Here is a 24,812-nt window from a genome sequence, read left to right as displayed (position 1 = left end):
CAAATGAAAATAGCTCAAGAGTTAAGAGCAGGAAGCACAATCAAGATCGGAAACGATCCATTTGTAATTTTAAAAGCTGAATACAACAAATCAGGAAGAAACGCCGCTGTTGTAAAATTCAAAATGAAAAACTTAATATCAGGAAACATTTCTGACGCTGTTTACAAAGCAGATGACAAAATGGACGATATTAGACTTGACAAAGTTAAAGCAGTTTACTCTTACCACGACGGAGAGTTCTATGTATTCTCTAACCCTGAAACTTGGGATCAAATCGAACTTAAAGAGGAAGATTTAGGAGATGCTTTATACTACCTAGAAGAAGAAATGGAATTAGAAGTAGTTTACTATGAGTCTACTCCAGTTGCAGTTGAATTACCAACTTTCGTAGAGAGAGAAATAGTTTATACTGAGCCAGGATTAAGAGGAGATACTACAGGTAAAGTATTAAAACCTGCTAAAATCAACACTGGATATGAGATCCAAGTTCCTTTATTCGTAGAGCAAGGTGAATGGATTAAAATAGACACTAGAACTAACGAATATGTAGAAAGAATTAAAAAATAGTTCTTCATAAAAAAAAGAGGTTTTCACCTCTTTTTTCTTTTATCTGATTAAACTATTTAACTTCTTAATAAACTCTACTGGATTTTCTATTTGGAATCCCTCTAGCATAAGTGCCTCTGTATAAAGTACATCTAAAAGGTCGTTAAATTTATCTGTATCCTTACACTCTTGAAGTTTTGTAAATAATGGATGTTCTGGATTTAAAGCTAATATCTTTTCAGCTTTTACACTCTCGTTTCCAGGAATTTGTGATAGAACTTTTTCCATTTCAAGAGAGATCTCACCTTTTGCAAGCAGTGCTGATGCACCATTTCCTAGATTACTACTCAACTCTACATCAACTATCTTTCCTGTTAAGCTCTCTTTTATCTTATCCAACATAGTTTTATTATCTTCTGATATTTTTTTAATCTCTTCCTCTTTCTCTTTGTTCTCTTCCATTTTAAAATCTGAGTCATTTATTGATTTGAAAGTTTTTCCATCAAATTCATTCATTGTTTTTAAAGCAAACTCATCAATTTTATCAGTTAAGATCAATACATCTATACCTTTCTCTTTTAAAGCTTCCATTTTAGGAAGAGATTTTACAGTTGCAAGATCCTCTCCTACTACATATAGTATCTCTTTTTTATCTCCCATATGCTCTACATACTCTTTTAAAGTTACATATTTATCTTCTAATGAACTTCTAAATATCAATAGATTTTGAAGTTTTTCTTTATTCATTCCAAACATATCATGAATACCGAATTTTATGTTTCTTCCAAAAGCTTCCCAAAACTCAATATATCTATCTCTATCACTTTTTAATATATACTCAAGTTCAGATATTATTTTCTTTTCAAGGTGTTTTGAAATAGCTGTAAGTTCGCTGTTCTGTTGTAGTATCTCCCTTGAGATATTCAATGATAAATCATCACAATCTACCAACCCTTTTATAAAGCTGAAGTACTCAGGTATCAACTCATCACACTTATCCATTATAAAGACATTTTTTGTATAAAGTTGAAGGCCTTTTTTGTAATCTTTAGAGTAAAAATCCATTGGAGCTTTTTTAGGAATATATAAAAGAGCTGTATACTCAATATTTCCTTGAACTTTTAAATGAAAATGGAACATTGGATCTTCCCAATCATGGAAATTAGATTTGTAAAACTCATTATAGTTCTCATCTTTTAATTGAGATTTATCTGTTTTCCAAATTGGTTTTGTAGAGTTTATAACCTCATTATTAAATTCAATAGGATATCTTACATAATCAGAGTATTTTTTTACTAAGTCTCTAATTTTCCAATCCTCTAAAAATGAACTATACTCCTCTCCATCTTTTATAGTTAGGGTAATTGTTGTTCCTCTCTCTGCTCTCTCAATCTCCTCTATCTCATAAGATCCATCTCCAGTTGAAGTCCATCTTACTCCTTTATCTGATTTTGGCGACTTAGTTAAGATACTCATCTTGTCAGCTACCATAAATCCTGAATAGAATCCTACTCCAAATTGTCCTATTATATCTATATCATCTTTTGAACTATTTTCCAATTTCTCCTTAAATGCCTTTGAACCAGATTTAGCAATAGTTCCTATATTCTCTGCTACCTCTTCATAAGTCATTCCTATTCCATTATCTGTAATACTTATCTCTTTCTTTTCACTGTCCACTGATATAAGTATTTTAAAATCTCTATCCTCACCTAAGATCTCACTATCTGTTAGAGATTCAAATTTTATCTTGTCAATAGCATCACTTGCATTTGATATTAACTCTCTTAAAAATATCTCTCTATTTGTGTAGATAGAGTGTATCATTAAATTTAATAATTCCTTTGTTTCTGCCTGAAACATTCTTGCTTCTTTTCTCATAAAAATACCTCCTTAGCACTCTTATTAATTACTGGCTAACAATTAATATATATCACAAACTAAGGAGGTTGTCAATAATTTTCTATCTTTTTTTCTTATGGAACTTACTATACAGATTCCATCTATCATGAAACCACATCCACTGCTCTGGATGCTCCCTTATTACTTTTTCCATCTCACTAATAAGGAGTTGTGTATTGCTTAACACATCTTCTTTAAAATTTCCTGTCTTTATCATATCCAAACTTTTAATTACTGTAGTACTACTGTTGTCAGCATTGAAGTAGTTATATCCCCAAACTAGAGGAATGTCAAATTTTAGAGCCAGAGATACTGCTCCAGTCGGAGCTTTTGCTTCCATTCCAAAAAAATCAACAATAGCTCCCTTATCTCTATGATCACTGAACAGTGCAAATATCTCTTTGTTGTTCAATCTCTCAATAAGCTCTCTACTTGTAGATTTACTTTTTGAAAAAACAGTTAAATTCAAATCCTCTTTTCTACTTTTAGTTATAAAATCATTTATATATGGATTTCTCTGTTTTTTAGCCACAGTTACAACTTCATACCCTTCAGCTGCCTTTATTGCAGCTTCCATATTCCCCATATGCATAAGAGCAGCTATAACTCCTTTTCCCTTATTATACTCTCTATCTAAAATATCTTTATTTTTTACTGTCACCCTGTCTTTTAAGTAATCTTTAAACCAAAGTGTACATAAAAAAGCTTTTATCATAATTTTAAAAGATTCTTTAGCTATTTTCTCCACTTCATGTATATCCTTTTCAGGAAAAGCCATTTTTAAGTTAGTTAAGGCTATCAATCTTCTCTTTTTTATCAATCTATAACTCAAACTTCCTAAAAAATCTCCAAATTTAAATCTTGAACTCTCTGGAAACATCAATAACATCTTATAAAAAAATAAAACCAACCAAAATTGAAATTTATATATTAAATTTTTCATCTCTTCTCTCCTATTTTTAATTTCACCTCTTTATTATAGCATAAAAACCAAAAAAATAATATTATCTTACAAATAAACCTTTTAATAAATTGCTTAGAATACAAGTATATGGTATAATTTCTAGAGAATAAAAATTTGATATAGAGGTGAAAATATTTATGAGAATAGGTATCATAGGTGCAATGAATGAAGAGATTATAGAGTTAAAATCTGTAATGAATAATATAGAGGAAGAGTGTATTGGAAATTTAAGTTTTTTCAAAGGAGAACTAAAAGGAAAAGAAGTAGTTTTAGTTGAATGTGGTATTGGTAAAGTAAATGGTGCTATCTGTGCTACTTTTATGAAGAGTCATTTCAATGTAGATATGCTATTATTTACTGGAGTTGCTGGTGGAGTAAATCCTGATATAAATATTGGTGATATTGTTATAGCTACAGATTTAGTTGAACATGACTTTGATACAACTGCCTTTGGTTATGAGTTAGGACAAATTCCTAGAATGGCTGAATATAAATTTAAAACTGATGAAACCCTTAGAGATATAGCTTATGATTGTGCAGTAAAAGCTTTTGGTGAAGCTAAAGTATGGAAGGGTAGAATAGTGAGTGGAGACCAATTTATAGCTTCTCCTGACAAGATCAAATGGCTTAAAGAGATCTTTGATGGTTACTGTACAGAGATGGAGGGAGCTGCTGTAGCTCATGTTTGTTATACTTTCAATCTTCCATTCCTAGTTATAAGAGCTATCTCTGATAAAGCTGATGATGATGCTAAGGTAGATTATCCAGAATTTGTAAAACTTGCTGCTAAAAACTCTAAAACTATAATAGAGGGGATCTTAGAAAGATTATAAGAAGGTGTGACTATGAATATAGATGCTCTATTAAATGAACTTTACTCATACTCTATGCATGGAATAAAATTGGGATTGGAGAATATTAAAACTCTTTGCAATGAGTTGGGAAATCCTCAAGACAATTACAAAGTTATACATATAGCTGGAACTAATGGAAAGGGATCAACTTCTACAACTATTGAAACTATCTTATTAGAGGCAGGTTATAAAGTTGGAAAGTATACCTCTCCTCACATCTTAAAATTTAACGAAAGAATCAGAGTTAATGGTAGAGATATAAGTGATGAAGAGATTGTAAAATATTATGAAAAAATTAAAAATATAATAGCTAAAGCTGAAATTAAACCTACTTTTTTTGAAGTTACAACTGCTATGATGTTTCAATTTTTTTCTGATCAAAAAGTTGATTATGTAGTTTTAGAAACTGGTATGGGTGGAAGATTTGATGCAACTAATATATGTAAATCTGAGGTCTGTGTCATTACCAATGTAAGTTTAGATCACACTGAATATCTAGGAGACTCTATCTATAAAATAGCCAAAGAGAAAGCTGGAATTATAAGAGATTGTCCTAAGGTAATTGTTGCTGATAACAACAGTGATTTTCTTAAAGCTATATCTGAAGAGAAGGCTACTATTATAAATGTCTTAGAAAAGTATAGAGATGCTAAATTCAAATTGAATTTTGATAATTTTACTACGAATATTGAGATTGGAAAGAGTAAGTTTGATTTTTCCCTCTTTGGTGATTATCAATTCAAAAACTTTTTAACTGCCTATGAGGTATTAAAAGAGTTGGGAATAGATGATGCAACTATTTCATCTGGCTGTAAAAAAGTAGTATGGCAGTGTAGATGTGAACTCTATTGCAAATCTCCTCTCACTCTTTTAGATGGAGCTCACAATGTAGATGGTATGAGAGAGCTTTGTAAGATCATATCTAAAAATTTTAAACCTGAAGATGTTGTCATCATAACATCTATCTTAAAGGATAAAGAGGTTACTCATATGGTAGAGTTGATGAAAACTATTAGTAAACATATTATCTTTACATCTCTAGCAGATAATCCTAGAGGTACAACTGGAGAGGTAATAATTGAGCAATTGAGTGATAAAAGTGGTTGCTCTGTAGAAAATGATATAACTAAGGCATACTCTATGGCTAAAGAGTTAAATAAAAAACTTATTATTCTATGTGGATCTTTTTATACACTAAGTAGATTTAAAGAGGAAATGAATGAAAAGAAAAAATAATCTATTGAGAGTTATCATCTATATGGTAGTATTGGGAGTTTTTATCTTCTTTGAAAACAAATTATATAGACAGTACAGAGCAGAAAAAAAAGTTGCTGACTATGTCAAAGAACAGAAAACACAGGAGATTGAAAACTCTTTCCTACTGAGAAAAAAATATTTCTATACAGATAATGAATACTTAAAAAATTTTAAAAAATTAGTTGAAAAATCTTCAAAAAAAGGAGAGGATTAGACTTGATTTCAGAAAAAAAAGTACCTATAAGAGAGTTTATCTCTCATCTCAATCTAGAGATTATAAATGAAGGAAATATGAATTTTCAAATTGAGATTCCAAGTATCTATCAAATTGGTTATGAACTCATTGGTTTTTTTGAAGTGGATGAGGAGCTTAATAAATATATTCATATCTATGGGAGAAAAGAGGCTAAATATCTTATGAATTTAACATCTGAAGAGAGGTCTCGTATATTTGATAACTATTTTTCCCATAACTTTCCAGCACTTATTGCCACTAATGAGAGTATAATATTTCCTGAATTAATAGCTAGTGCTAAAAAATATAATAAAACTTTCTTAAAAAGTATGAGAAGAACATCTGCTACCATTAGAGAAGCCAAGTTCTTTCTATCTAAAAGATTGGCTAAAGAGGAGATGTTTAATGGATATATATTTCTTGATGTAATGGGAATCGGTGTACTTCTTACTGGTTATGAAGATGCTAAATTGGGAGTTACAATTGAGCTTCTTGAGAGAGGGCATAGACTCATCACTGACAACCATTTAATTATGAAAAGAGTGGCTGAAAATGATCTAGAGGGATATAATAGAATAGATAAGAGTACTATGGATAGCCACTTCTTCCTAGATAACCAAAAAGATAATAACAAGATAGACGTCACTACTCTTTTTGGTATAAAGGCCACTAGAAAAATGAAGAGAATTGATATGTTGATTGTACTAGAGGAGTGGCAGGAGAAAAAATTTTATGATAGACTTGGATTAGATGAAGTCTATGAAGAGTTCTTAGGTGGTAAGATTCCAAAATGGACTATCCCTGTTAGAAAAGGGAGAAACTTGGCTATAATTATTGAGACTGCAGCTTTAAACTACAGACTAAAGATGATGGGAGTCAATTCAGCAGAGTTTTTTATGAAGGAATCTCAAAAACTAATACAAGCTAATAAGAAAAAGCAGGGAGAAAAAAATATGAGTAATAAAAAAGTTCTTTCAGTAATGCAACTAAAAAATCAATTTAACTTAAAAGTTCTTTCAGGTGAGGAGCATTTAGAAGAGACAATGATTGAAACTACTAGCATACATAGACCTGCTCTAGCTCTTGCTGGTTTTGTTGAAAACTATAAAGATGCTGCCTATATTGGAGTACAGATATTTTCCAAAGCTGAGTTCAAATATCTAAGTACCCTTTCTGAAGAGGAGAGAATTAAAAATCTAGAGAAATATCTTCAGTTTAAACTTCCAATCCTTGTTTTGACTGCAGATGTAGAAATACCTGACTACTTCTTAAAAATGGTTAGAGAGCGTGAGATGATACTTTGTAGATCTTCATTTAAAAAGGCATCTCAAGTAATAGCTAACTTTAATAGCTTTTTGGAAACATATTTTACTCCTAATATCTCTCTTCACGGAGTATTTCTGGAACTATATGGTTTTGGTGTTCTATTAACTGGAAAAAGTGGAGTAGGAAAGAGTGAGACTGCTCTTGAATTAATACATAGAGGTCATAGATTGGTAGCTGATGACTTAGTTAAATTTATGAAGGATACTAGTGGAGATATTATGGGTACTGCTGCTAATCTTCCTTATTTTATGGAGATTAGAGGACTCGGAATAATTGATATCAAGACACTTTATGGACTTGGAGCTGTTAGAATCAATAAAAAACTTGATATAGTCATTGAATTAAAAGAACAGGAATCTTGTAATGATTACCTAACTTCTGTTGACTATCAAAATAGTATGGCTGAAATTTTAGGAAATGATATTCCTAAAATGGTTCTCTATATATCTTCAGGAAGAAATGCTGCAGCTATGGTTGAGATTGCTGTAATGAATTTAATGGCTTCTAAATTGGGTCATGATCCTAAAAAACTGTATTTAGAAGGTTTAAAAAGAATGACAAAAGAGGAGAGAAAGGTCTTAGGAGTTAAGATTGACGAGGAGGAAAATGAATAATTTTAATGATATTATAGATAAAATTAAGCAAGTGAATGGAGATATAATCATTACATCTCATGTTAATCCTGATGGAGATGCTATTGGTTCTGGTTTAGCTCTTACTCTTGCACTTAAAAATTTAGGAAAAAATGTTAGATTTGTCCTTCAAGACAACTACCCTAGTAATATTAAATTTTTAGAAAAAATTGATCTAGTAGAGGTTTATAACCCTGATGAAAACTACACACCTGAACTTATCATATGTGTGGATAGTGCAACAGCTGAAAGAGTTGGAGAGACTAAAATGCTTTTTAAAGATAACTTTGTAATCAATATAGATCATCATATAAGTAATCCCCTATATGGAGATCTTAACTATGTAGAGGAGATCTCTTCTACAAGTGAAGTTATCTATAAATTTTTAAAACATTGTAATATAGCTTTGACTTTGGATATGGCTGAAGCTCTTTACACTGGCTTAGTTAATGATACTGGTAATTTTTCACATGACAATGTTACTTACCATACTTTTGAAATGGCAAGTGAATTAAAAAGAGTTGGTGCTAACTCTTCAAAAATTGTAAGAGAGTTTTTTAATAACAAACCTCTTCCAGCTATTAAATTACTAGGAAAAGCTATGTTTGAGATGAAATTTGATGAAAATAAAAAGTTAGCATCTCACTTTATCTCTTATGCAGATTTACTTGAATACAATGCTAAAAAAGAGGATACTGAGGGTATTGTTGAAAAGCTACTTGCCTTTAATGAAGCTGAGGTCTCTCTCTTCCTTAGAGAGGATAAGCCTGGAGTAATAAAAGGAAGTATGAGAAGTAAACATGAAGTTGATGTAAATAAGATTGCTAGTATCTTTGGTGGTGGAGGTCATCGTAAAGCCTCTGGTTTTACTAGTACCCTTTCTGCTGATGAAATATTAAAACTTGTTTTAAAAGAAATGTAGGTGAGTTTATGTTAAAAAAGATTGCTGTTACTATATGTTCTCTCTTCCTAATGTTAGGTTGTGGAAGTGCTGAAGTTAAAAGTAATATATCAAAAGAGGATAACTTTTCTAATCTTAGAGAGTATGATGTGCAAAAAGCAAATTTAAATCTTAAAAGTAGATTAGTTATTGGAAAAGTTAAAAACTACTCTAGATTTGGAACACAAAGAAATGATAGTATCTATAAAGATATTCTTATCTCTGAGTTTTCAAACTCTAAAAGATTTACACTCCTAGAGAGAGAAGATCTTGACTCTGTTATGGAAGAGTTAGCTTTTTCAAGTAATCTTGGTCAAAAATCTATCTTAGCTAAGCAGAGATTCTTAGATACAGATTATATAATTGTTGCTAGTGTGTCTAAGTATGGAGTAAAGATCACTGGGAATAAAACTCTTATCTCAAAAACTAAATATCAAACTGGTGAAGCTGTTGTTGAGTTAAAGGTTATTGATGTTTTAAATGGTAAAGTTTGGTCTGTTACTGGAGAGGGTAGCTCAAGTGTAAAATTTGAGACTGTATTGGGAGCTGGAACATATGGTTCACTTAATAATTTGGAAGAGGAAGCTTTTAGAGCTGCTATTATACAGGGAGTTGAAAAAGTTATAGAAAAAATTGACTCTGCTCCTTGGACAGCATCTATTTTAAAAAAATCTGGTAATAAGATAATTATTAATTCTGGTTTTGAAAATAATCTTAAGCTTGGAACTAAACTAAATGTTTACAAACAAGGGGAAGCTGTAGAATACAACGGAGAGATCTTAGGATATGAAGAGACTCTTGTTGGAACTGCTACAGTTGAATCATATATTGGTGATAAGGCAGCTAGTTTATCATATGAAGGTATGGACTTTTCTCTACCTGCTGTGGTAAAATTAAAATAAAAGTATAAGGAGACTACTATGGAAAAGGATTTTGATATTGTATTTGTTAAACCAAAAAAATATGAAGAGTGCATGAGATGTGTTGACTATATTAAAGAAGACAAAATAGTACATATCAATCTTATGGATTTAGATTCAAAAGAATCACAAAGAATATTAGACTATATTTCTGGAGCTGTGTATATAAAAGAGGGAGATATTGTAAACCCTGGTGAGAGTATTTTCTGTACTATCCCTAAAAACAAAAAACATCTTTTTGACTACAAACCATTAAATGGAAGATTTAATGAAGATGAGATTGAAGAGATTGTGCCAAGTTACAAAAATAAATAATATATTTTAATAAATTAGTGGAGGAAGGTTAATGTTTGAAGATTTTTTTACTAATATTGATATTAGTAGTTTTTTATTTTTAGGAGTTGCTTGCTTTTTTGCTTCGTTTATTGATGCTATTGCTGGTGGAGGTGGGCTTATTACAGTCCCGGCTTATTTAGCCTCTGGTTTACCTGCTCACACAGCATTGGGAACAAACAAAGTTTCATCAAGTATAGGAACTATAGCAAGTACTTGGAAGTTTGCAGCTTCTGGTAAAATAAATTGGAAAATGGTTAGAACTATGGTGCCTTTCTCCCTTATTGGAGCATTTATAGGAGTTAAGACTGTCGTACTTATAGATTCCAAATATCTCTATCCAATAGCTATTATTCTACTTCTTCTTGTTCTTGTTTACTCTTTAATGAACAAGGATCTTGGAGAGGAGAATAATTTTTTAGGACTCAATAGTAAAAATATTCGTAATGGAAGAATTATGGCTATTATTATGGGATTCTACGATGGATTTTTTGGTCCTGGAACAGGTTCTTTCTTAATATTTGCTCTGATTAGAATTTTTAAATTGGACTTTACAAATGCTAGTGGTAATGCTAAAATTCTAAATCTTACTAGTAATTTAGCCAGTATGTTTCTCTTTATCTATCTTGGTAAAGTTAATTTTTTCTACTCTATCCCTATAGGTATTATTATGATATTTGGAGCTATTTTAGGAGCTAAGATGGCCGTTACAAAGGGAACTAAATTTATTAAACCAATGTTTTTAATAGTTACCTCTATAGTTTTGGTCAAGATGATTTTAGAATCTATGTTGGGAATAGATGTAGGTGGATTAGTTAAAGAGTTCTTTTTATCTATCACTAGAAGTTTTTAAAGAAAAAACACAACTTTCTTCTAAAAGTAAGTTGTGTTTTTTTACTCAATTTTAAATTTCTCTCTTTTCCTCTAGAATGTTCTCAATCTCTTGAGAAGTAGCATCTCTTTTCTCCATTTTTTCTATAAGCTTGTTATATTTAACTTTTAAATTCTCTTTTTCACCCTCTGTTAAAACTCTTTCAAACTCCCTTTTCATCAAAATTCCAGGATCTATTTCAGGAGTTTTTTTCATAGAGTATAAACATTCTAACTCCCTATTATATATTCTTATATCTGAAAAATAACCTCCATTATATAAAAAGCTCAAATTTTCAGGTAAAGTTTTTATAACAATATTATGAGCTTCTTTTGGTGTTCCTCTTGCCACTGTTCCTAACTCTATCATCTTCTCATAACGTTGATGTGTTCCCAATAGTGAATCTTCAGGTCTCACTTGGATTATACAAAGCTCAACATCATAACCCTTGCTCTTCAATATATCTCTTGTTTTTAGAGGAGCCTCTTTTGTTCTCAAAGTTCCCTCAACTATTATATTATATCCCTTTGTACTCAATCTATCTATAAGAGTCTCAGTCATCTTCCCTATAAATTTTTGAGTATGAGCTACATACTCATCTCCAAATTCCTCTTTTAACTCTTTATAATGTGGATGTTTTTTCCTAAATTCATCAGCATTTATAAGTATTAGATTCTTATTCTCACTCTCCAATACTGCAGTTAATCCACTTTTTCCTGCTCCAGGTTGTCCCCCTAAGATAAATGCCCTTTTTTCCTTAGTAATACTTATATTTTCTATAAGACGTCTCTCTATTCTTTCGTATGCTTTTTCAAATTCAATCTCTGTATACTGTCCTCTTTCCATAATAACTACTCCCTAACTCAATTTATTTAAAATCTCTGTTGCAAGATCTAATTTAGCATTAGCCTCTTTTAAACTTATCATGTTGTCATATTCAGGCTTGAAGATATTACGATATATTTCTGTAATTGCTCTCTCTAGTAATATTATGGGATTTTTAGTATCATCATAATCAATATTATTATCTTCTAAATATCTGTCAAAATCAGCCAATATTCCTGCACTTTTCTCTCTTAAGATCTCTCTTTCAAAATTTATCTCATATTTGCTCATCTCTTCACTCCCTTTTCTCTTCTATACTCTTATTCTATAGTTTTAAGAAAGCTTTGTCAATAAATATAAAAAATAGCCCTGTTATCATTAACAGAGCTATAATTTTAATTTCTATTATTTTTACTTACTTGAATATCCTTCAATAATATTAGTTAATAGAAATTTATTCTATTTTCTTCAAACCTTATAAAAATACAAAATTTCCATACTTAATTACTATTTAACCTTCAAAATATAAATAGTTGAATCAAAATCATGTGATACTCTACTACCATCTAAAACTTGACCTGAAGATGAATCTGTAGTTATAAGCCCTATATTCATCAATTCATCACCATAACAATATTTTGTTGCTATTTCTTCTGGGTAATTTAAATTAGAAATTTCGTACTTTAAATCAGGATCTAATCCTTGAAGTTTTATTCGTCTATATGCACAGTTTACATCATTTAAAATCTTATAATATCCAACTATTGCTGTTCTTCTGTCTTCTGTTACTACCATCCAAGAAACAATATTATTTTTAAATGGATCTAATAGACGATAAAATATTCCATATTGAAAAATATGTCTATATTTTTTATAAAAATCAATTTGTATCTTTATTTTCCTATTTTCTTCTCCAGTTAATTTACTCATATCCAATTCATAACCAAAATTTCCAAAATAAGCAACTCCAGCTCTTGTTTCTAGTGGAGTTATACGTTGAAGCTGATGATTAGGAACCACTGATACATGAGCTCCCATTGTCGATAATGGATAGACTAATGATGTCCCATATTGAATTTTTAATCTCTCAATAGCATCTGTATCATCACTAGTCCAACACTGTGGTGCATAATACAGCATCCCCGGATCAAATCTAGCCCCTCCACTTGAACAAGATTCAAATAATATATTTGGAAAAGCTTTAATTAACCTTTCATATAGATCATATACACCCAATATATATCTATGAAAAATTTCTCCTTGTCTTTGTGGTGGATAAGCAACTGAATAACATTCTGTTATATAACGATTCATATCCCATTTAATATACGATATTTTCGAGTTTTTAATAATTTTAAACATCATATCATATATATAATCTATAACCTCTATTCTTGAATAATCAAGAACAAATTGGTTTCTTCCATGTGATTGATTCCGTTGAGGAACATGAAGTATCCACTCTGGGTGTTTTTTAAAAAGTTCACTATTTTTATTTACCATTTCTGGCTCAAACCATAGCCCAAATTTCATTCCAATTTTATCTATTTCATGTGATAAACCTTCTACTCCATTTTTTAACTTATTTTTATTTGAAACCCAATCTCCAAGTCCTTGTTTATCATCATTTCTTGTTCCAAACCATCCATCATCTAAAACAAAAAGTTCCACTCCCATTTTATGTGCAACTTTAGCTATATTTAATATTTTTTCATCATTAAAATCAAAGTAAGTTCCTTCCCAATTATTTATTAAAATTGGTCTGAACTTATCTCTCCACTCTCCTCTTACCAATCTTTTTCCAAAAATATTATGAAAAGTTTGACTCATTTTATTTAAACCAGAGTCTGAATAAACAATAATAGCTTCTGGTGTTTGGAATTTCTCATTATTTTCTAAATGCCAAGTAAAACCAAAGGGATTTATTCCTAAAGATACTCTAGCTACATCATAGGTATCGACTTCAACTTGTGCTAAAAAATTCCCACTATAAATCAAGCTGAATCCTATTACTTCGCCTAAAGTTTCTGTAGTTTCAGGTCTTTTTAAAGCAATAAAAGGATTTTGATCATTACTTGAAATTCCTTTTGTACTACTTATAGCCTGAATTCCCATTTCTAATTTTCGTGTTTTTATGTATCGTTCTCTTGACCAAGCCCCAGACAATTGAAGTAACTCATAATCATAATCTGGTAAATCTAAATTTAAACTTAATGCTCTTGTTATATCTACTGAATTTTCTCCTTTATTTATAAACTGAGCATTTCTAGCTACTACATCATATTTTTCAAAAATAGTGTACGAAAGTACTAACTCTATTTCTATCATTTTATCTTTTAAAAAAATTTCTAATGTTGTAGCTTCATCTTCATTTTCAACATAAACTGCTGGCAATCCAACCAGTTTTTTTTTCCCTTTGAATATTTTATGAGATATATATTCAAACTCTGTTATTGTACTTCCATTTTCTTGTTTTATTTCAAAAGCTGGATATCTATGATCCGTTGTTCCATAGCTTGGAAATTCTTGTTTTATATGATCCAATGAAAAAGAAAAATCATTTTCATATAAGTATTGAGCCATAGGACGACTTTTACTTTCAAGTAAATAACTATAACTTTCTTTATGTTTTATTTTTTTTCCAAAATATAGTTGACCTATTTGACCATTTCTTAATATTTTGATAACATAACTTATATTATTATTTGAAAGATGAAACTCCTTTGTTTTATTATTGAAATTTATACTCATATAACTCCTTTTCTATTTTAAAAGGTATGAAATATTTAGATAATAATATCTAGTTTCATACCTTTCAATTTAAATTATTTATTTTTAATTGAATTTTTAACTAAAACAACTGCCATTTTCAACACATTTTCTGCTTTTACTAGAGCATAGTCATTTGTATCTATAACAGCAACTGGAGTTCCATCTACACCATACATTTTTTTAGTTTCTTCATAAGTATGTTTTACTTGTGGCCCCAATAAAATACAATCTGGATTCAAAGTTTTTACTATACTATCTATCTCACTTAATGGAAAAGCTTTAACCTCTACAGGAAGATTATACCCATCTGCACACTTTTGCATTTTATTCGCTAAAATACTTGTTGACATACCTGCACTACAAAATAAATATATTTTCTTTTTCATTTTTCCTCCTAAATTCTTTTTAGATTTCTAAAAAATTTTTATATTTAAATCTCTCTGTTACTATATGCTTTGATACAATTATTATTAACTCATTATTTATATCATAAAAGTTTTTATTTATGCAGAGTAAAGGTGTGTTATTATTCAAATTTAATTTATCACTCAATTCTTGATAAGATAAAACAATATTATAATCCTCTGTAATTCTTTTCAAAACTATATTCTTGTTTTGACATATTTTATCTATAAATTCTTTTTCTAAATTTTCGTAACTTATATCATTAAAAATATTTTGATTTAAATAATAATCTACGAGTAAAACAGGTATATTTTCTAAACAAATTATATATTGAATCCTTATAAATTCTATCTCATTGAAAACTTCCTGAATATTATTAGGTAAAATACTAGTTAATCCATATAAGCTTTTTTTAAAAGAACTTTCAGTTTTATATTCAGTAGTAAAGAAAGTTCTTTCATCAATTAAATTAAAAGAATTTAATGAATTGGATGAAAAATCTGAAACAAAAGAACCTTTTCCTTGAAGTCTATATATCATACCACACTTTTCTAACTCTTCCATTGCAAGTCTAACAGTTGTTCTACTGACAGAATACATTTCTCCTATTTCTTTTTCACTTGGTAATTTATCACCAAAATCTAAATTACTCTCAATATATTTTTTTAAAGCTTTAGTTAATTGGCTATATAAAGGTATTTGTTTCTGTTTTCCTAACACTCTTTCTCCTTCTTTCTTTATTTAAATTTTCTTAAAACGTAAAATTATTTAGATCAACATTTTCAAAATCGTTTTCACTTTTTTCTAGCTCAGCTTTCTTTTCAGTTTCAATTTTCATTTTATCATCTTTAAGGAAGAAAGGCAAATAAATTAGGATATTTATAGCAATTGTTATTATTTGAATAATCGCTCCACTTATATGTCCTCCAGTTGCTAAAAATCCTGCTATTACTGGAGGTGTTGTCCAAGGTATTATTGCTCCTATTGGTTTAGCTACTAATCCAAAATACATTGCATAATATGTTACTATTGTTGTTGTAATAGGTGCTAATACAAACGGAATAGCTATCTTAAAATTCATTATAATTGGAAATCCAAATAATATTGATTCTGGTACTTGGAAACATGTTGGTGGTAAAGCAATTTTCCCTAAAATTTTATTTTCTTTACTTTTAGATTTGAAAAAAAGTAATAACGCCATCGCAAATAGGCATCCTGCTCCTCCAGTGAATACAAAATTATATACAAATTCATAAGTTATTATATTTGGTAATTCTTGACCAGCAATATAAGCTGTTCTATTTATATCTGAAGCTTGTAGTAATAATGGTTCTATTAATGGTCCTGTAACCTGTGCTCCATGTATTCCAAACATCCAAAAGAAACATTGGATAAAAATAACCAATATTATTCCTGGTAATGTATTACTTAATAGCCCTAATGTCGATCCCAATACTGATTGTATTAAGCTATGTATATTTTCTACTCCTAAATATGTCAAAATTATACTTATTATTACCCAAAATGATACAATTGCTAATCCAGGAATAATTGCCGAAAAAGCTCTACTTACACTTGGTGGTACTGAATCTGGCATCTTTATCATAATGTTATTTTGTTCAAACCAACGATAAATTTCTGTTGTTATTAGTGCAATTATTATTCCAGCAAACATTCCAGCACTTCCCATATATTTTATTGGGAATCCTGCACCAATGTCAATTGTATAAATTGGAGTTAATATTATAAAAGAAGCTAAGGATAAAACTCCTGCTGAAAACTTATTAATTTTATAATAACTTCCTAAATGATATGCAACAGAAAAAGATATAACTAAACCTATTATTCCAAATGTAGAATCACTTGCTTTGTTAAAAAAAGCTTGTAGTCCAACTTTTTGTAACCATTTTGTAAAAGGTTCAAAAGGGAATTGTGCTAATAACATAAAAAATGACCCTATAATAACTAATGGCATTGCTGCAGCCATTCCATCACGTAATCCTAATAAATGACGCTGTCCTCCAACTTTTCCAGCAAAATAAGTTACTTTTTCTACCAAATTATTATTTTTCATAAAAACCCCCTATTTCATTATTGTCCACGATAATTAGAACGAGCTAACATTGTTAATTGATGTCTTTTCCCACGAATAGCCACTCCTAATGTATATATATTCTCTGGAATACAAACTCCATTAAAAGAATCTCCAATATGATGTAAATCTACTCCACATGCTTTTGCTGTTAATCCTATTTTTTTAATTGTATCTGCATCTGATGAGTCTTGACTTGTTCCATTCGCTGCCATAATCAATACCTTTTCTTCTATACTTTTTCCTTTATTGTACTCTTTTACCATATCTACAATTTCTCTTAAATCTTGTTCCATAAAGTGTGGTACTGTATATGGAGCTGGTACAAGTAATATATCTATTCCTGCATTAACAAATTCTTTAGCTATTTCTAAATTCATCACTGGTTCATCTACTCCTGCACCATGCATTTTTCCAGCTATAATTAATCCATTAAAATATTTTCTAGCTAATACTATTGCATTTTTTATTGCTGAGTTTGATACACCAGTTCCTGGATTTCCTGTTAAACAAATAAAACTAAATCCATATTCTTTAGCTAACTCTAATGTCTTAGGTGATACTATTCTACCTATAGAAATTTCATGTCTTTTTTCATTCATAGTTGCATTTAAATCTACTGGTTCTAAGTTAATACCTATAGGTCTAGCAATGGCTTTACGTATCCAATTTATATGTTCACTTTGTGGTATATTACTTGGAATTCCACGAATCTCTGGTTCCATTAAATCAAGTACATTAAACAATATTAAGTCTGCTCCTGCAGCACGTTCTATTTCTGCATTTGTAACTCCATTTAAATATGGTTGCTCTACTGGTACATTTTCTGCCATAATTACTCTTCCCTCAGAAGCTAATATACTTTGTTTTAACTCCATAGGTGTTACTCTTAAAAAATCTTCGCCTCCAAAATCTAATAATCTTTTTTTCATTTTTCCTCCACTTTAATCCTTTATTTAATTTTTTTTATAAATATCAATTAACTCATTAATTAACTCTCTAGCTAATAATGAAGTCATTAAATGATCTTGTGCATGAACCATCAGTAATGACATTTCTGTACTATTACCATTAGCTTCTTCACATATAAGTTGTGTTTGTAATTCATGAGCAGCTAAATTTTTTTTATGACTTTTTTTTAATAATTCCTCTGCTTTTTCAAATTCACCCTTTTTAGCTTCATGTAAAGCTTCAAATGCTAAACTTCTTGCTTCTCCTGCATTTCCTACTAATGACATTGCAATCGTTTCTATATCCATTATTACCCCTCCTCAACTTGTTATAACAAGTTTAATTCTTATAACAATTATAAGCTTTTTATTTTATTATGTCAATAACTTTTTTTTAAAAAAACATACAGTTTTTAATCAAAAAAATAGAAAATAGTATAATTTATAGGATTTTAAATTTTATAACTTGTTATGAACTTGTGTTAATTAATTATAACAAGTTAAATATATGTGTTTTTATAATATTTTTTCTTCTATCTTAAAAGCTTTTTGTTTTTAATAAAAAAATAGCCCTGTTGTCATTAACAGAGCTATAATTCTAATTTCTATTATTTTTTACTTACTTGAATATCCTTCAATAATATTAGTTAAATGATCCCCAACTCTTCTATAGAAATTTATTATATCCATAAAATTAGTTGTAGACATTGTAGTTGCTGCTTCTTTAATTCCATAATCCATATAGTGCTTTTTAGCATCTTTATAAAGAGCTGTTACTTCTTTAGCATTAACTATACACTCTTTTATCAATATCAGATTTTTCTCTTGATAACCTCTATCAATATTCTTAAAAAACTCATTAGTTTTTTCATGCAATAGTAACATTACTTCTATTTCTTGTTCAGTAAAAGTCATAACATTATCATGTAATTTCTTTAGACTATTAGTTATTCTCATTAAATAATCACTTACTGTTTCATATTCATCTGAAACAATTAAGTTATTTCTAATATCTCTTCTTAAACTATCATTTATATCTTTATTATTTAGGATAACGAAATTGGCATCAGTTATCTCTTTTTGATAAAGATCTAAGTCATCTTCCATCTTTCTTAAATCTTTAACTTTTGTATCTGTCAAAGCAGCAGGATTAGTATAGACTTTTTTTACTTCATCAAACATTAATTGTATCATTTTACCCATATTTCCAACTTCCACTTTGGTCTGTTCCACAACTACCCCTGAAGTTTTTAACATAAGTTCATCTATCTTAGTTATTCTATCATTAACTTTACCATCATCTTTTATCACCTTACATAAAAAATCTGCTAGATATCCTATGAAAGGAGTAAATAAAATTACATTCACAACATTGAAAACTGTGTGTGCTGTAGCAATTGCCATTGTTATATTTGTATCATGATTATTAAATATATTTAAAAATTGTAAATAAGGTTTAAATACTGCTGTCACCCATAAAACACCAAATGTGTTAATTATCGTATGAGCATAAGCTGCTCTTTTAGCATTAACATTTGCGTTTAAAGTTGCTAAAATAGCTGTAATTGTAGTTCCAACGTTTTCTCCCAATACCAAAGCTACTGCTGTCTCATAAGATATCAATCCCTGTAATGCTAATGTAATTGTTATTCCTAATGTAGCTGATGATGATTGTACAATAGCAGTAACTAAAGCTCCTACAGCTGCCGCTTTTATAACACCAAAATATGAATCCGCAGAAAACATTTGAAATAATCTCACAAATTCTGGCATATCCCTTACTGGCTTCAATCCATTACTCATTAGCTCTAGTCCTAAGAAGATCATTCCTAATCCCATTATTGTAAGTGCTCTTGTCTTCGCTTTATCTCCTTTTAAAAACATATGTGCTATAGCTGCAGCACCAACTATTGGTAATCCATATTTTCCTATATTCAATACAAGAATCCATCCTGTAATTGTAGTTCCTATGTTTGCACCAAAAATTACTCCTAAAGCTTGTTTTAATGTTAATAATGAAGCATTTACAAATCCTATTGTCATTACTGTACTAACAGATGATGATTGAACTAATGCTGTTACAAATATTCCCATTAATATTGCAATAAACCTATTGGTAGTTAAAACAGCTAAAAATCTTTTTAACTTCTTTCCTGCTAATTTTTGCATTCCTGAAGACATATTATCCATCCCATAAAGAAATATTCCCAGACCTCCAAGAACCTTAAAAATTATATCCAGATACATTTTACCTCCTAAAATAAATAAGAATTATCATATAACATTACTCTTTTTGTATTAATTTTTAATTTCATTATGTAATACAAAAGACGTACATTTTATTATAATATCTTATTTAGGAAAATTCAAGTTTTAAAAAAATAAAAAGCATTTTTTTTATTTTTTTCGTTATTCTCGCTCATTTTTTTCTTTTTTTAAACAAAATTTTACTTTTTTAATTCTTTTAAAGTTTTCTCTAAAGCTCTCATAGTGTAATCTATTCTAAAGAAACGAGCATTCTCTCCCATATGCCCTATTCTTAAAACTTTATCAGCTAAATATCCATAAGATTTCCCTACCATCACTTCATGATGCTCTAACATATGATTATATACCTCTTCTAAATCATATCCTTCTGGTACATAGAAAGCTGTTACTGTTGGTGAATATCCACCTTTTAAATAAAGCTCTATTCCTAGATCCATCAATCTATTTCTAGTATACTCTGCTGCAGTATAGTGTCTCTCTATTACTTTATCCAGTCCTTCTTGGAACATATTATCAATTGATAATCCTAAAGCTGCTATCTCTCCAATTGGCATAGTATATGGGAAAAGTTTTTTCTCTACACAATCTCTCCATAACGAAAGATTACAATAGAATGAAGGAATTGGAGATTTTCTATTCTCTATTGCCTTCCAAGCATCATCACTTACTGTCATTATTGTAAGACCAGTTGTAGCAGAAAGAACTTTTTGTGAAGCACCTAAAGCTATGTCTATACCCCACTCATCAACTTTTACCTCTGCTCCTCCAACAGCTGAAACAGTGTCTACAACTGTCATTATTCCCATTGATTTCAATGTCTTACATATATCCTTCACATTGTTAAAAACTCCAGAAGGAGTATCACAATGAACTACTGTTGCATACTTAAATCCATAATCTTTATGTTGCTCCAAAAATACTCTCAGAGAATCTGTATCTATTTTATCTTTTACATCACTTTCAAATACTGTTACCTCTCCACCATAGATCTCAACTAAATCTTTGAATCCAGCACCATAAAGTCCATTAGAGATTACTAAAACTTTGTCTCCTTTTTCAGTAAGAGCTGCACAGGCACTGTCTAATCCTAGCATTCCTTCTCCAGCCATTATTATAGTTTGAGCCTTTTTTGCTCCAAATATCTTTCCTATTTTTTTACATAATTGTCCATAGAACTCAAAAAATTTAGGATCAAAATCTGAATTCCCATAATAATTTCCTTTTGCATGTAATACATTCTCCCTAACCATAGTAGGTCCTGGTGTCATCATAATATAATTAGCTTTATGCAAAAAACCCACCTCCAAAATTTAAAAAAAGCTTTGTTCTGTGTTTATTATATCACATTTAAAAATATTTATTAACAGTTATTTTAAAAATTCTTCGAACCATTTTGTTATCTCTTGTAGCCTTTTAACTCTATTTTTAGGCTTTCCGCTTCTAGATAATTCATGGTTCTCTCCCTTAAACATACAGAGTCTAGCCTGAACTCCATGATATTTAATAGCGGTAAACATCTGTAATCCCTCAGCTAGCCAGCATCTATAATCCTCTTCTGAGTGTATAAATAGAGTTGGTGTTACCACTCTGTTTGCATATTTTAGAGGCGAATGCCACCATAATTTCTCTGGATTCTTCCAAGGGCTAGACATATTTTGATCTACATTAAAATAGTAACCTATATCTGTAGTACCAAATTTTGAAAACCAGTTAGATATACTTCTTTGAGATACAGCACAGGCAAATCTATTTGTATGCCCTATTATCCAGTTTGTCATATACCCACCATAAGATCCACCTGTCACACCTATTTTTCTCTCTATTATAGGGTAACTATTGGTTACTTTATCAGTAAAATTCATCAAATCCTCATAGTCAATTGTTCCATATTTCCCTCTAATGTCTGCAAACTCATTTCCACGTCCATCTCCACCATGTGGATTACAGAAAAAGACAAAATAACCTAGGTTTGCCCAAACTTGCATCTCATGATAAAAAATATCTCCATAGACAGTTTTAGGTCCACCATGTATATCTAAGATAGCTGGGTACATTTTCCCCTCTTCATAATTGGTTGGTTTTATAACCCATCCCTCTATCTCTACTCCATTGCTTACAACACTTAATTTTTCAGGTCTTGAAAGCTCTTTATTCTCATATATTTTCTCATTAAAATCTGTTACTCTCTTCTCTACTCCATTTTTAATAGAGTATATCTCCTGTAATCTCAAACCTTTCATTCCTATAAAGTAGATCTCTTTATCAGCTAAAATAAAGCCATCCACTGACCCATCAGCAGAGGATATTGTTCTTTCAACTCCCATTTCATCTAGAGATCTCAATACTGAACTGTGTAAAATAGTTGTTATATAGTATAGTTCTCCTGAATTTTCTCTAAAATTTCTATTATTTCCATATCTACAATCTGAACCTACACTATTACTTAATGAACTATCATTTTCTTTGAAAAGTTTAAGCTCTCCATCTTTTATTGTATAGAATTTTGGATTTTGATTGAGTCCATAATCTTTAGTGTCATTTAAACCACAAATTATTCCATCATTAAAAAACTCTACAAAATTAACTCTAAACTCCTCACCAGCCAATAATAGCTCCTCGCTCTTAGTGCTGATATCAAAACTATATATCCCCTCTCTCTGCTCCTGTTTATTAGTAAATCTATTCACTGTATATACAATTTTTCCATCTCTATATGAATAGTAATTTACATTTGAAATTCTATCACTTATTGGATAGATCTCTCCACTTAATCTATTATACATATATAGTCTATTTCTCTTCTTATTCGTAAATCCCTTACCATTGCCCCAGAAAGGAATCTCATCTATTATCTCATAATTTTTACTCTCTCTAATCTTCTCTAACTTCTTGATACGTTCATCTCCAACTGCACCATTGAGTTCAACTCCATAATTATCATATTGAGCTGTAAGAATGAATTTCTCTCCATCTATATTTTTGATAGATGTTACTTCTAAAGGAATTCTCATATACTCCTCAACTTTTTTGCTCTCTAAATCTATAATTTGGTAGCAACTCCAGCTCTCTCCCTCATCACTTCTAAGCTGTAACTCCCTATCTTTGTTACTTGAAAATACTATTGATTTTTCATCTATCCACATATACTGATTTTTATCACTGAGTTCTGTCAATTTACAATACTCTTCACTCTCACGATTCAGTATATAGATATTTGAGCTATAGTTGTTCTTATCATAATCAGCTCTGTGTTGTAAAAAACTTACATATTTTCCATCTGGTGAAATATTTAACTCAGACAGATAGTTATAATCTAGAAAATCCTCAATTTTTAAACTCTCCATACCATAAACCTCCACTTAATAATTATGACCCTATAGGTACATTTTACAAAATTTTTATAAAAAAATCTATTAAAAATATAATTTTACCTGTATAATGTATATTATAATAAATTTTAAGGTGAGTATATATGAATAATGAAATCAGAGAAAAAATCAAAAATTCAAAGAGAATTGTTATAAAGGTTGGTACATCTACTCTTACTTATCCCAATGGAAATCTTAACTTCCATTTGATGAATAAGTTAGCTTGGATACTTTCAGATCTTAGAAATCAAGATAGAGATGTTGTACTTGTAACTTCAGGAGCTATTGGTGTAGGATCAAAGAGCTTAAACTTTGAGAAAAGACCTACTCTTACTAGAGAAAAACAGGCTGCTGCTGCTGTTGGACAAGCAGAACTTATGCATATCTACAAAAACTTTATGAGTGAATATAATCAAAGAGTTGCTCAAATTCTTCTTACTAAAGATGACTTTAAAGAGGGAGAGAGAAGAACTAATACAACTAACACTTTAGAAACTCTATTGGGATTTGGTGTTATCCCTATTATCAATGCCAATGATACTATCTCTACTTTTGAGATTGAATTTAGTGACAACGACAGACTTTCTGCAAGTGTGGCAACACTTATAAAAGCTGATCTACTTGTAATTCTTACAGATATTGATGCCCTTTATGATGCTAATCCTAAGACACATCCTGAAGCAAAGAGAATATCTTATGTTAAAAAAGTTACTGATGATATACTAGCTATGGGTGGAGAAAAGGGTAGTGAGTTTAGTGTTGGTGGTATGGAAACTAAACTTCTAGCTGCAAGAAAATGCTATAACGGTGGAGTAAGAATGGCTATCTTAGATGGTTCTAATCCATCATTTATCGAAGAACTTATCTCTGGAAAAGATATTGGAACTGTATTTGATTGTGAATAATTAGGAGGGTTAAATCTGTTGTTAATAATATATAACTTTATATAAAATTCTATAAAATATTGAAAGATTATGATATAACACTATTGAGGTGATAATATGAAATATTACTCAATAGGAGAATTTGCAGATAAAATAGGAAAACAATTCAAACTCTTAGAAATTGGGATAAGAATAATACTTTTAAACCTGCTTATGTAACTGTGGTATCAACTATAATAAAAAATGATTAAGGAGTTAACAGAAGATGATACTTGCAAAGAAAGTTAGATTGTATCCAACCAAAGAGCAAGAGCAGAAATTATGGCAATGTGTTGGAACTGTTAGGTTTATCTATAACTATACTCTTGCGAAACAGGAAGAAAATTATAGAAATGGTGGTAAATTTATTAGCGATGGAATTATCAGAAAAGAATTAACTCAACTAAAAAAGTCAGAACTAATTTGGTT

General features: G+C 30.0%; 24 protein-coding genes. 11 read left to right on the top strand and 13 right to left on the bottom strand.

Annotation, left to right across the window (positions count from 1 at the left end):
• Positions 1-3 precede the first annotated feature (3 nt).
• On the top strand, positions 4-567 hold the full coding sequence (gene efp / locus QZ286_RS08655; RefSeq protein WP_291256563.1) for an elongation factor P: 564 nt from the start codon (positions 4-6) through the stop codon (positions 565-567).
• A gap of 39 nt (positions 568-606) precedes the next feature.
• On the opposite strand, the gene htpG is transcribed toward efp, so the two are convergent.
• Together htpG and QZ286_RS08645 are read right to left on the bottom strand one after the other, a co-directional pair.
• A complete protein-coding gene (gene htpG / locus QZ286_RS08650; protein ID WP_291256562.1) occupies positions 607-2,427 on the bottom strand; it encodes a molecular chaperone HtpG in 1,821 nt (606 codons plus the stop codon).
• 82 nt (positions 2,428-2,509) lie between these two features.
• The gene (locus QZ286_RS08645; RefSeq protein ID WP_291256561.1) at positions 2,510-3,391 is read right to left on the bottom strand and encodes a lysophospholipid acyltransferase family protein; all 882 of its coding nucleotides are present in this window, start codon (positions 3,389-3,391) and stop codon (positions 2,510-2,512) included.
• A 158-nt stretch (positions 3,392-3,549) separates the two neighbouring features.
• Between QZ286_RS08645 and QZ286_RS08640 the strand changes: the two genes are divergently transcribed.
• Genes QZ286_RS08640 through QZ286_RS08605 form a run of 8 tightly spaced genes read left to right on the top strand, consistent with a single transcriptional unit; the run spans position 3,550 to position 10,762 of the window.
• The gene (locus QZ286_RS08640; RefSeq protein WP_291256560.1) at positions 3,550-4,245 is read left to right on the top strand and encodes a 5'-methylthioadenosine/adenosylhomocysteine nucleosidase; all 696 of its coding nucleotides are present in this window, start codon (positions 3,550-3,552) and stop codon (positions 4,243-4,245) included.
• 12 nt (positions 4,246-4,257) lie between these two features.
• The gene (locus QZ286_RS08635) at positions 4,258-5,502 is read left to right on the top strand and encodes a folylpolyglutamate synthase/dihydrofolate synthase family protein (protein WP_291256559.1); all 1,245 of its coding nucleotides are present in this window, start codon (positions 4,258-4,260) and stop codon (positions 5,500-5,502) included.
• Positions 5,486-5,737: a hypothetical protein gene (locus QZ286_RS08630; protein ID WP_291256558.1), complete on the top strand. Its 252-nt coding sequence runs from the start codon at positions 5,486-5,488 to the stop codon at positions 5,735-5,737. The genes QZ286_RS08635 and QZ286_RS08630 overlap by 17 nt, the downstream gene beginning before the upstream one ends.
• Positions 5,738-5,739: 2 nt before the next feature.
• On the top strand, positions 5,740-7,698 hold the full coding sequence (hprK, locus tag QZ286_RS08625; protein WP_291256557.1) for an HPr(Ser) kinase/phosphatase: 1,959 nt from the start codon (positions 5,740-5,742) through the stop codon (positions 7,696-7,698).
• Positions 7,691-8,638: a bifunctional oligoribonuclease/PAP phosphatase NrnA gene (locus tag QZ286_RS08620; protein ID WP_291256556.1), complete on the top strand. Its 948-nt coding sequence runs from the start codon at positions 7,691-7,693 to the stop codon at positions 8,636-8,638. The genes hprK and QZ286_RS08620 overlap by 8 nt, the downstream gene beginning before the upstream one ends.
• 8 nt (positions 8,639-8,646) lie before the next feature.
• Entirely contained in the window at positions 8,647-9,558 is a 912-nt protein-coding gene (locus QZ286_RS08615; RefSeq protein WP_291256555.1) for a CsgG/HfaB family protein, read from the top strand.
• 18 nt (positions 9,559-9,576) lie between these two features.
• Positions 9,577-9,891 carry a cell division protein SepF gene (locus QZ286_RS08610; protein ID WP_291256554.1) on the top strand — a complete coding sequence of 105 codons (315 nt, stop codon included), beginning with the start codon at positions 9,577-9,579 and terminating at the stop codon, positions 9,889-9,891.
• A gap of 31 nt (positions 9,892-9,922) precedes the next feature.
• Complete coding sequence (locus tag QZ286_RS08605; protein ID WP_291256553.1) at positions 9,923-10,762, top strand: TSUP family transporter; 840 nt, start codon at positions 9,923-9,925, stop codon at positions 10,760-10,762.
• A 51-nt stretch (positions 10,763-10,813) separates the two neighbouring features.
• Here QZ286_RS08605 and QZ286_RS08600 read toward each other — a convergent pair whose 3' ends face one another.
• The 11 genes from QZ286_RS08600 to QZ286_RS08550 all read right to left on the bottom strand — a co-directional run bounded on the left by QZ286_RS08600 (position 10,814) and on the right by QZ286_RS08550 (position 23,436).
• On the bottom strand, positions 10,814-11,626 hold the full coding sequence (locus QZ286_RS08600; RefSeq protein ID WP_291256552.1) for a zeta toxin family protein: 813 nt from the start codon (positions 11,624-11,626) through the stop codon (positions 10,814-10,816).
• A 12-nt stretch (positions 11,627-11,638) separates the two neighbouring features.
• On the bottom strand, positions 11,639-11,896 hold the full coding sequence (locus tag QZ286_RS08595; protein ID WP_291256551.1) for a hypothetical protein: 258 nt from the start codon (positions 11,894-11,896) through the stop codon (positions 11,639-11,641).
• A 216-nt stretch (positions 11,897-12,112) separates the two neighbouring features.
• Entirely contained in the window at positions 12,113-14,356 is a 2,244-nt protein-coding gene (locus tag QZ286_RS08590; RefSeq protein WP_291256550.1) for an alpha-galactosidase, read from the bottom strand.
• 74 nt (positions 14,357-14,430) lie between these two features.
• Complete coding sequence (locus tag QZ286_RS08585; RefSeq protein WP_291256549.1) at positions 14,431-14,763, bottom strand: PTS sugar transporter subunit IIB; 333 nt, start codon at positions 14,761-14,763, stop codon at positions 14,431-14,433.
• Positions 14,764-14,782: 19 nt separating this feature from the next.
• Entirely contained in the window at positions 14,783-15,502 is a 720-nt protein-coding gene (locus QZ286_RS08580; RefSeq protein WP_291256548.1) for a GntR family transcriptional regulator, read from the bottom strand.
• A gap of 31 nt (positions 15,503-15,533) precedes the next feature.
• Positions 15,534-16,856 carry a PTS sugar transporter subunit IIC gene (locus tag QZ286_RS08575; RefSeq protein WP_291256547.1) on the bottom strand — a complete coding sequence of 441 codons (1,323 nt, stop codon included), beginning with the start codon at positions 16,854-16,856 and terminating at the stop codon, positions 15,534-15,536.
• 17 nt (positions 16,857-16,873) lie between these two features.
• Positions 16,874-17,806, bottom strand: a complete 933-nt coding sequence (locus QZ286_RS08570; RefSeq protein WP_291256546.1) for a haloacid dehalogenase-like hydrolase — start codon at positions 17,804-17,806, stop codon at positions 16,874-16,876.
• A 24-nt stretch (positions 17,807-17,830) separates the two neighbouring features.
• Positions 17,831-18,133 carry a PTS lactose/cellobiose transporter subunit IIA gene (locus QZ286_RS08565; protein WP_291256545.1) on the bottom strand — a complete coding sequence of 101 codons (303 nt, stop codon included), beginning with the start codon at positions 18,131-18,133 and terminating at the stop codon, positions 17,831-17,833.
• 306 nt (positions 18,134-18,439) lie between these two features.
• Positions 18,440-20,071, bottom strand: coding sequence for a Na/Pi cotransporter family protein (locus QZ286_RS08560; protein WP_291256544.1), 1,632 nt, complete (start codon positions 20,069-20,071; stop codon positions 18,440-18,442).
• A gap of 200 nt (positions 20,072-20,271) precedes the next feature.
• Positions 20,272-21,393, bottom strand: coding sequence for an alanine--glyoxylate aminotransferase family protein (locus QZ286_RS08555; RefSeq protein WP_291256543.1), 1,122 nt, complete (start codon positions 21,391-21,393; stop codon positions 20,272-20,274).
• Between the two features lie 66 nt (positions 21,394-21,459).
• Positions 21,460-23,436, bottom strand: coding sequence for a S9 family peptidase (locus tag QZ286_RS08550; RefSeq protein ID WP_291256542.1), 1,977 nt, complete (start codon positions 23,434-23,436; stop codon positions 21,460-21,462).
• A 128-nt stretch (positions 23,437-23,564) separates the two neighbouring features.
• On the opposite strand from QZ286_RS08550, the gene proB reads away from it, so the two are divergent.
• Positions 23,565-24,365, top strand: a complete 801-nt coding sequence (gene proB, locus QZ286_RS08545; RefSeq protein ID WP_291256541.1) for a glutamate 5-kinase — start codon at positions 23,565-23,567, stop codon at positions 24,363-24,365.
• A gap of 244 nt (positions 24,366-24,609) precedes the next feature.
• The coding region (locus tag QZ286_RS08540; protein ID WP_291256540.1) for a helix-turn-helix domain-containing protein at positions 24,610-24,812 on the top strand (203 nt) is incomplete at its 3' end.

The sequence above is a fragment of the Fusobacterium sp. genome (assembly GCF_019012925.1).
Taxonomy (GTDB): domain Bacteria; phylum Fusobacteriota; class Fusobacteriia; order Fusobacteriales; family Fusobacteriaceae; genus Fusobacterium_A.
This window is presented reverse-complemented; position numbering and strand designations above follow the sequence as displayed.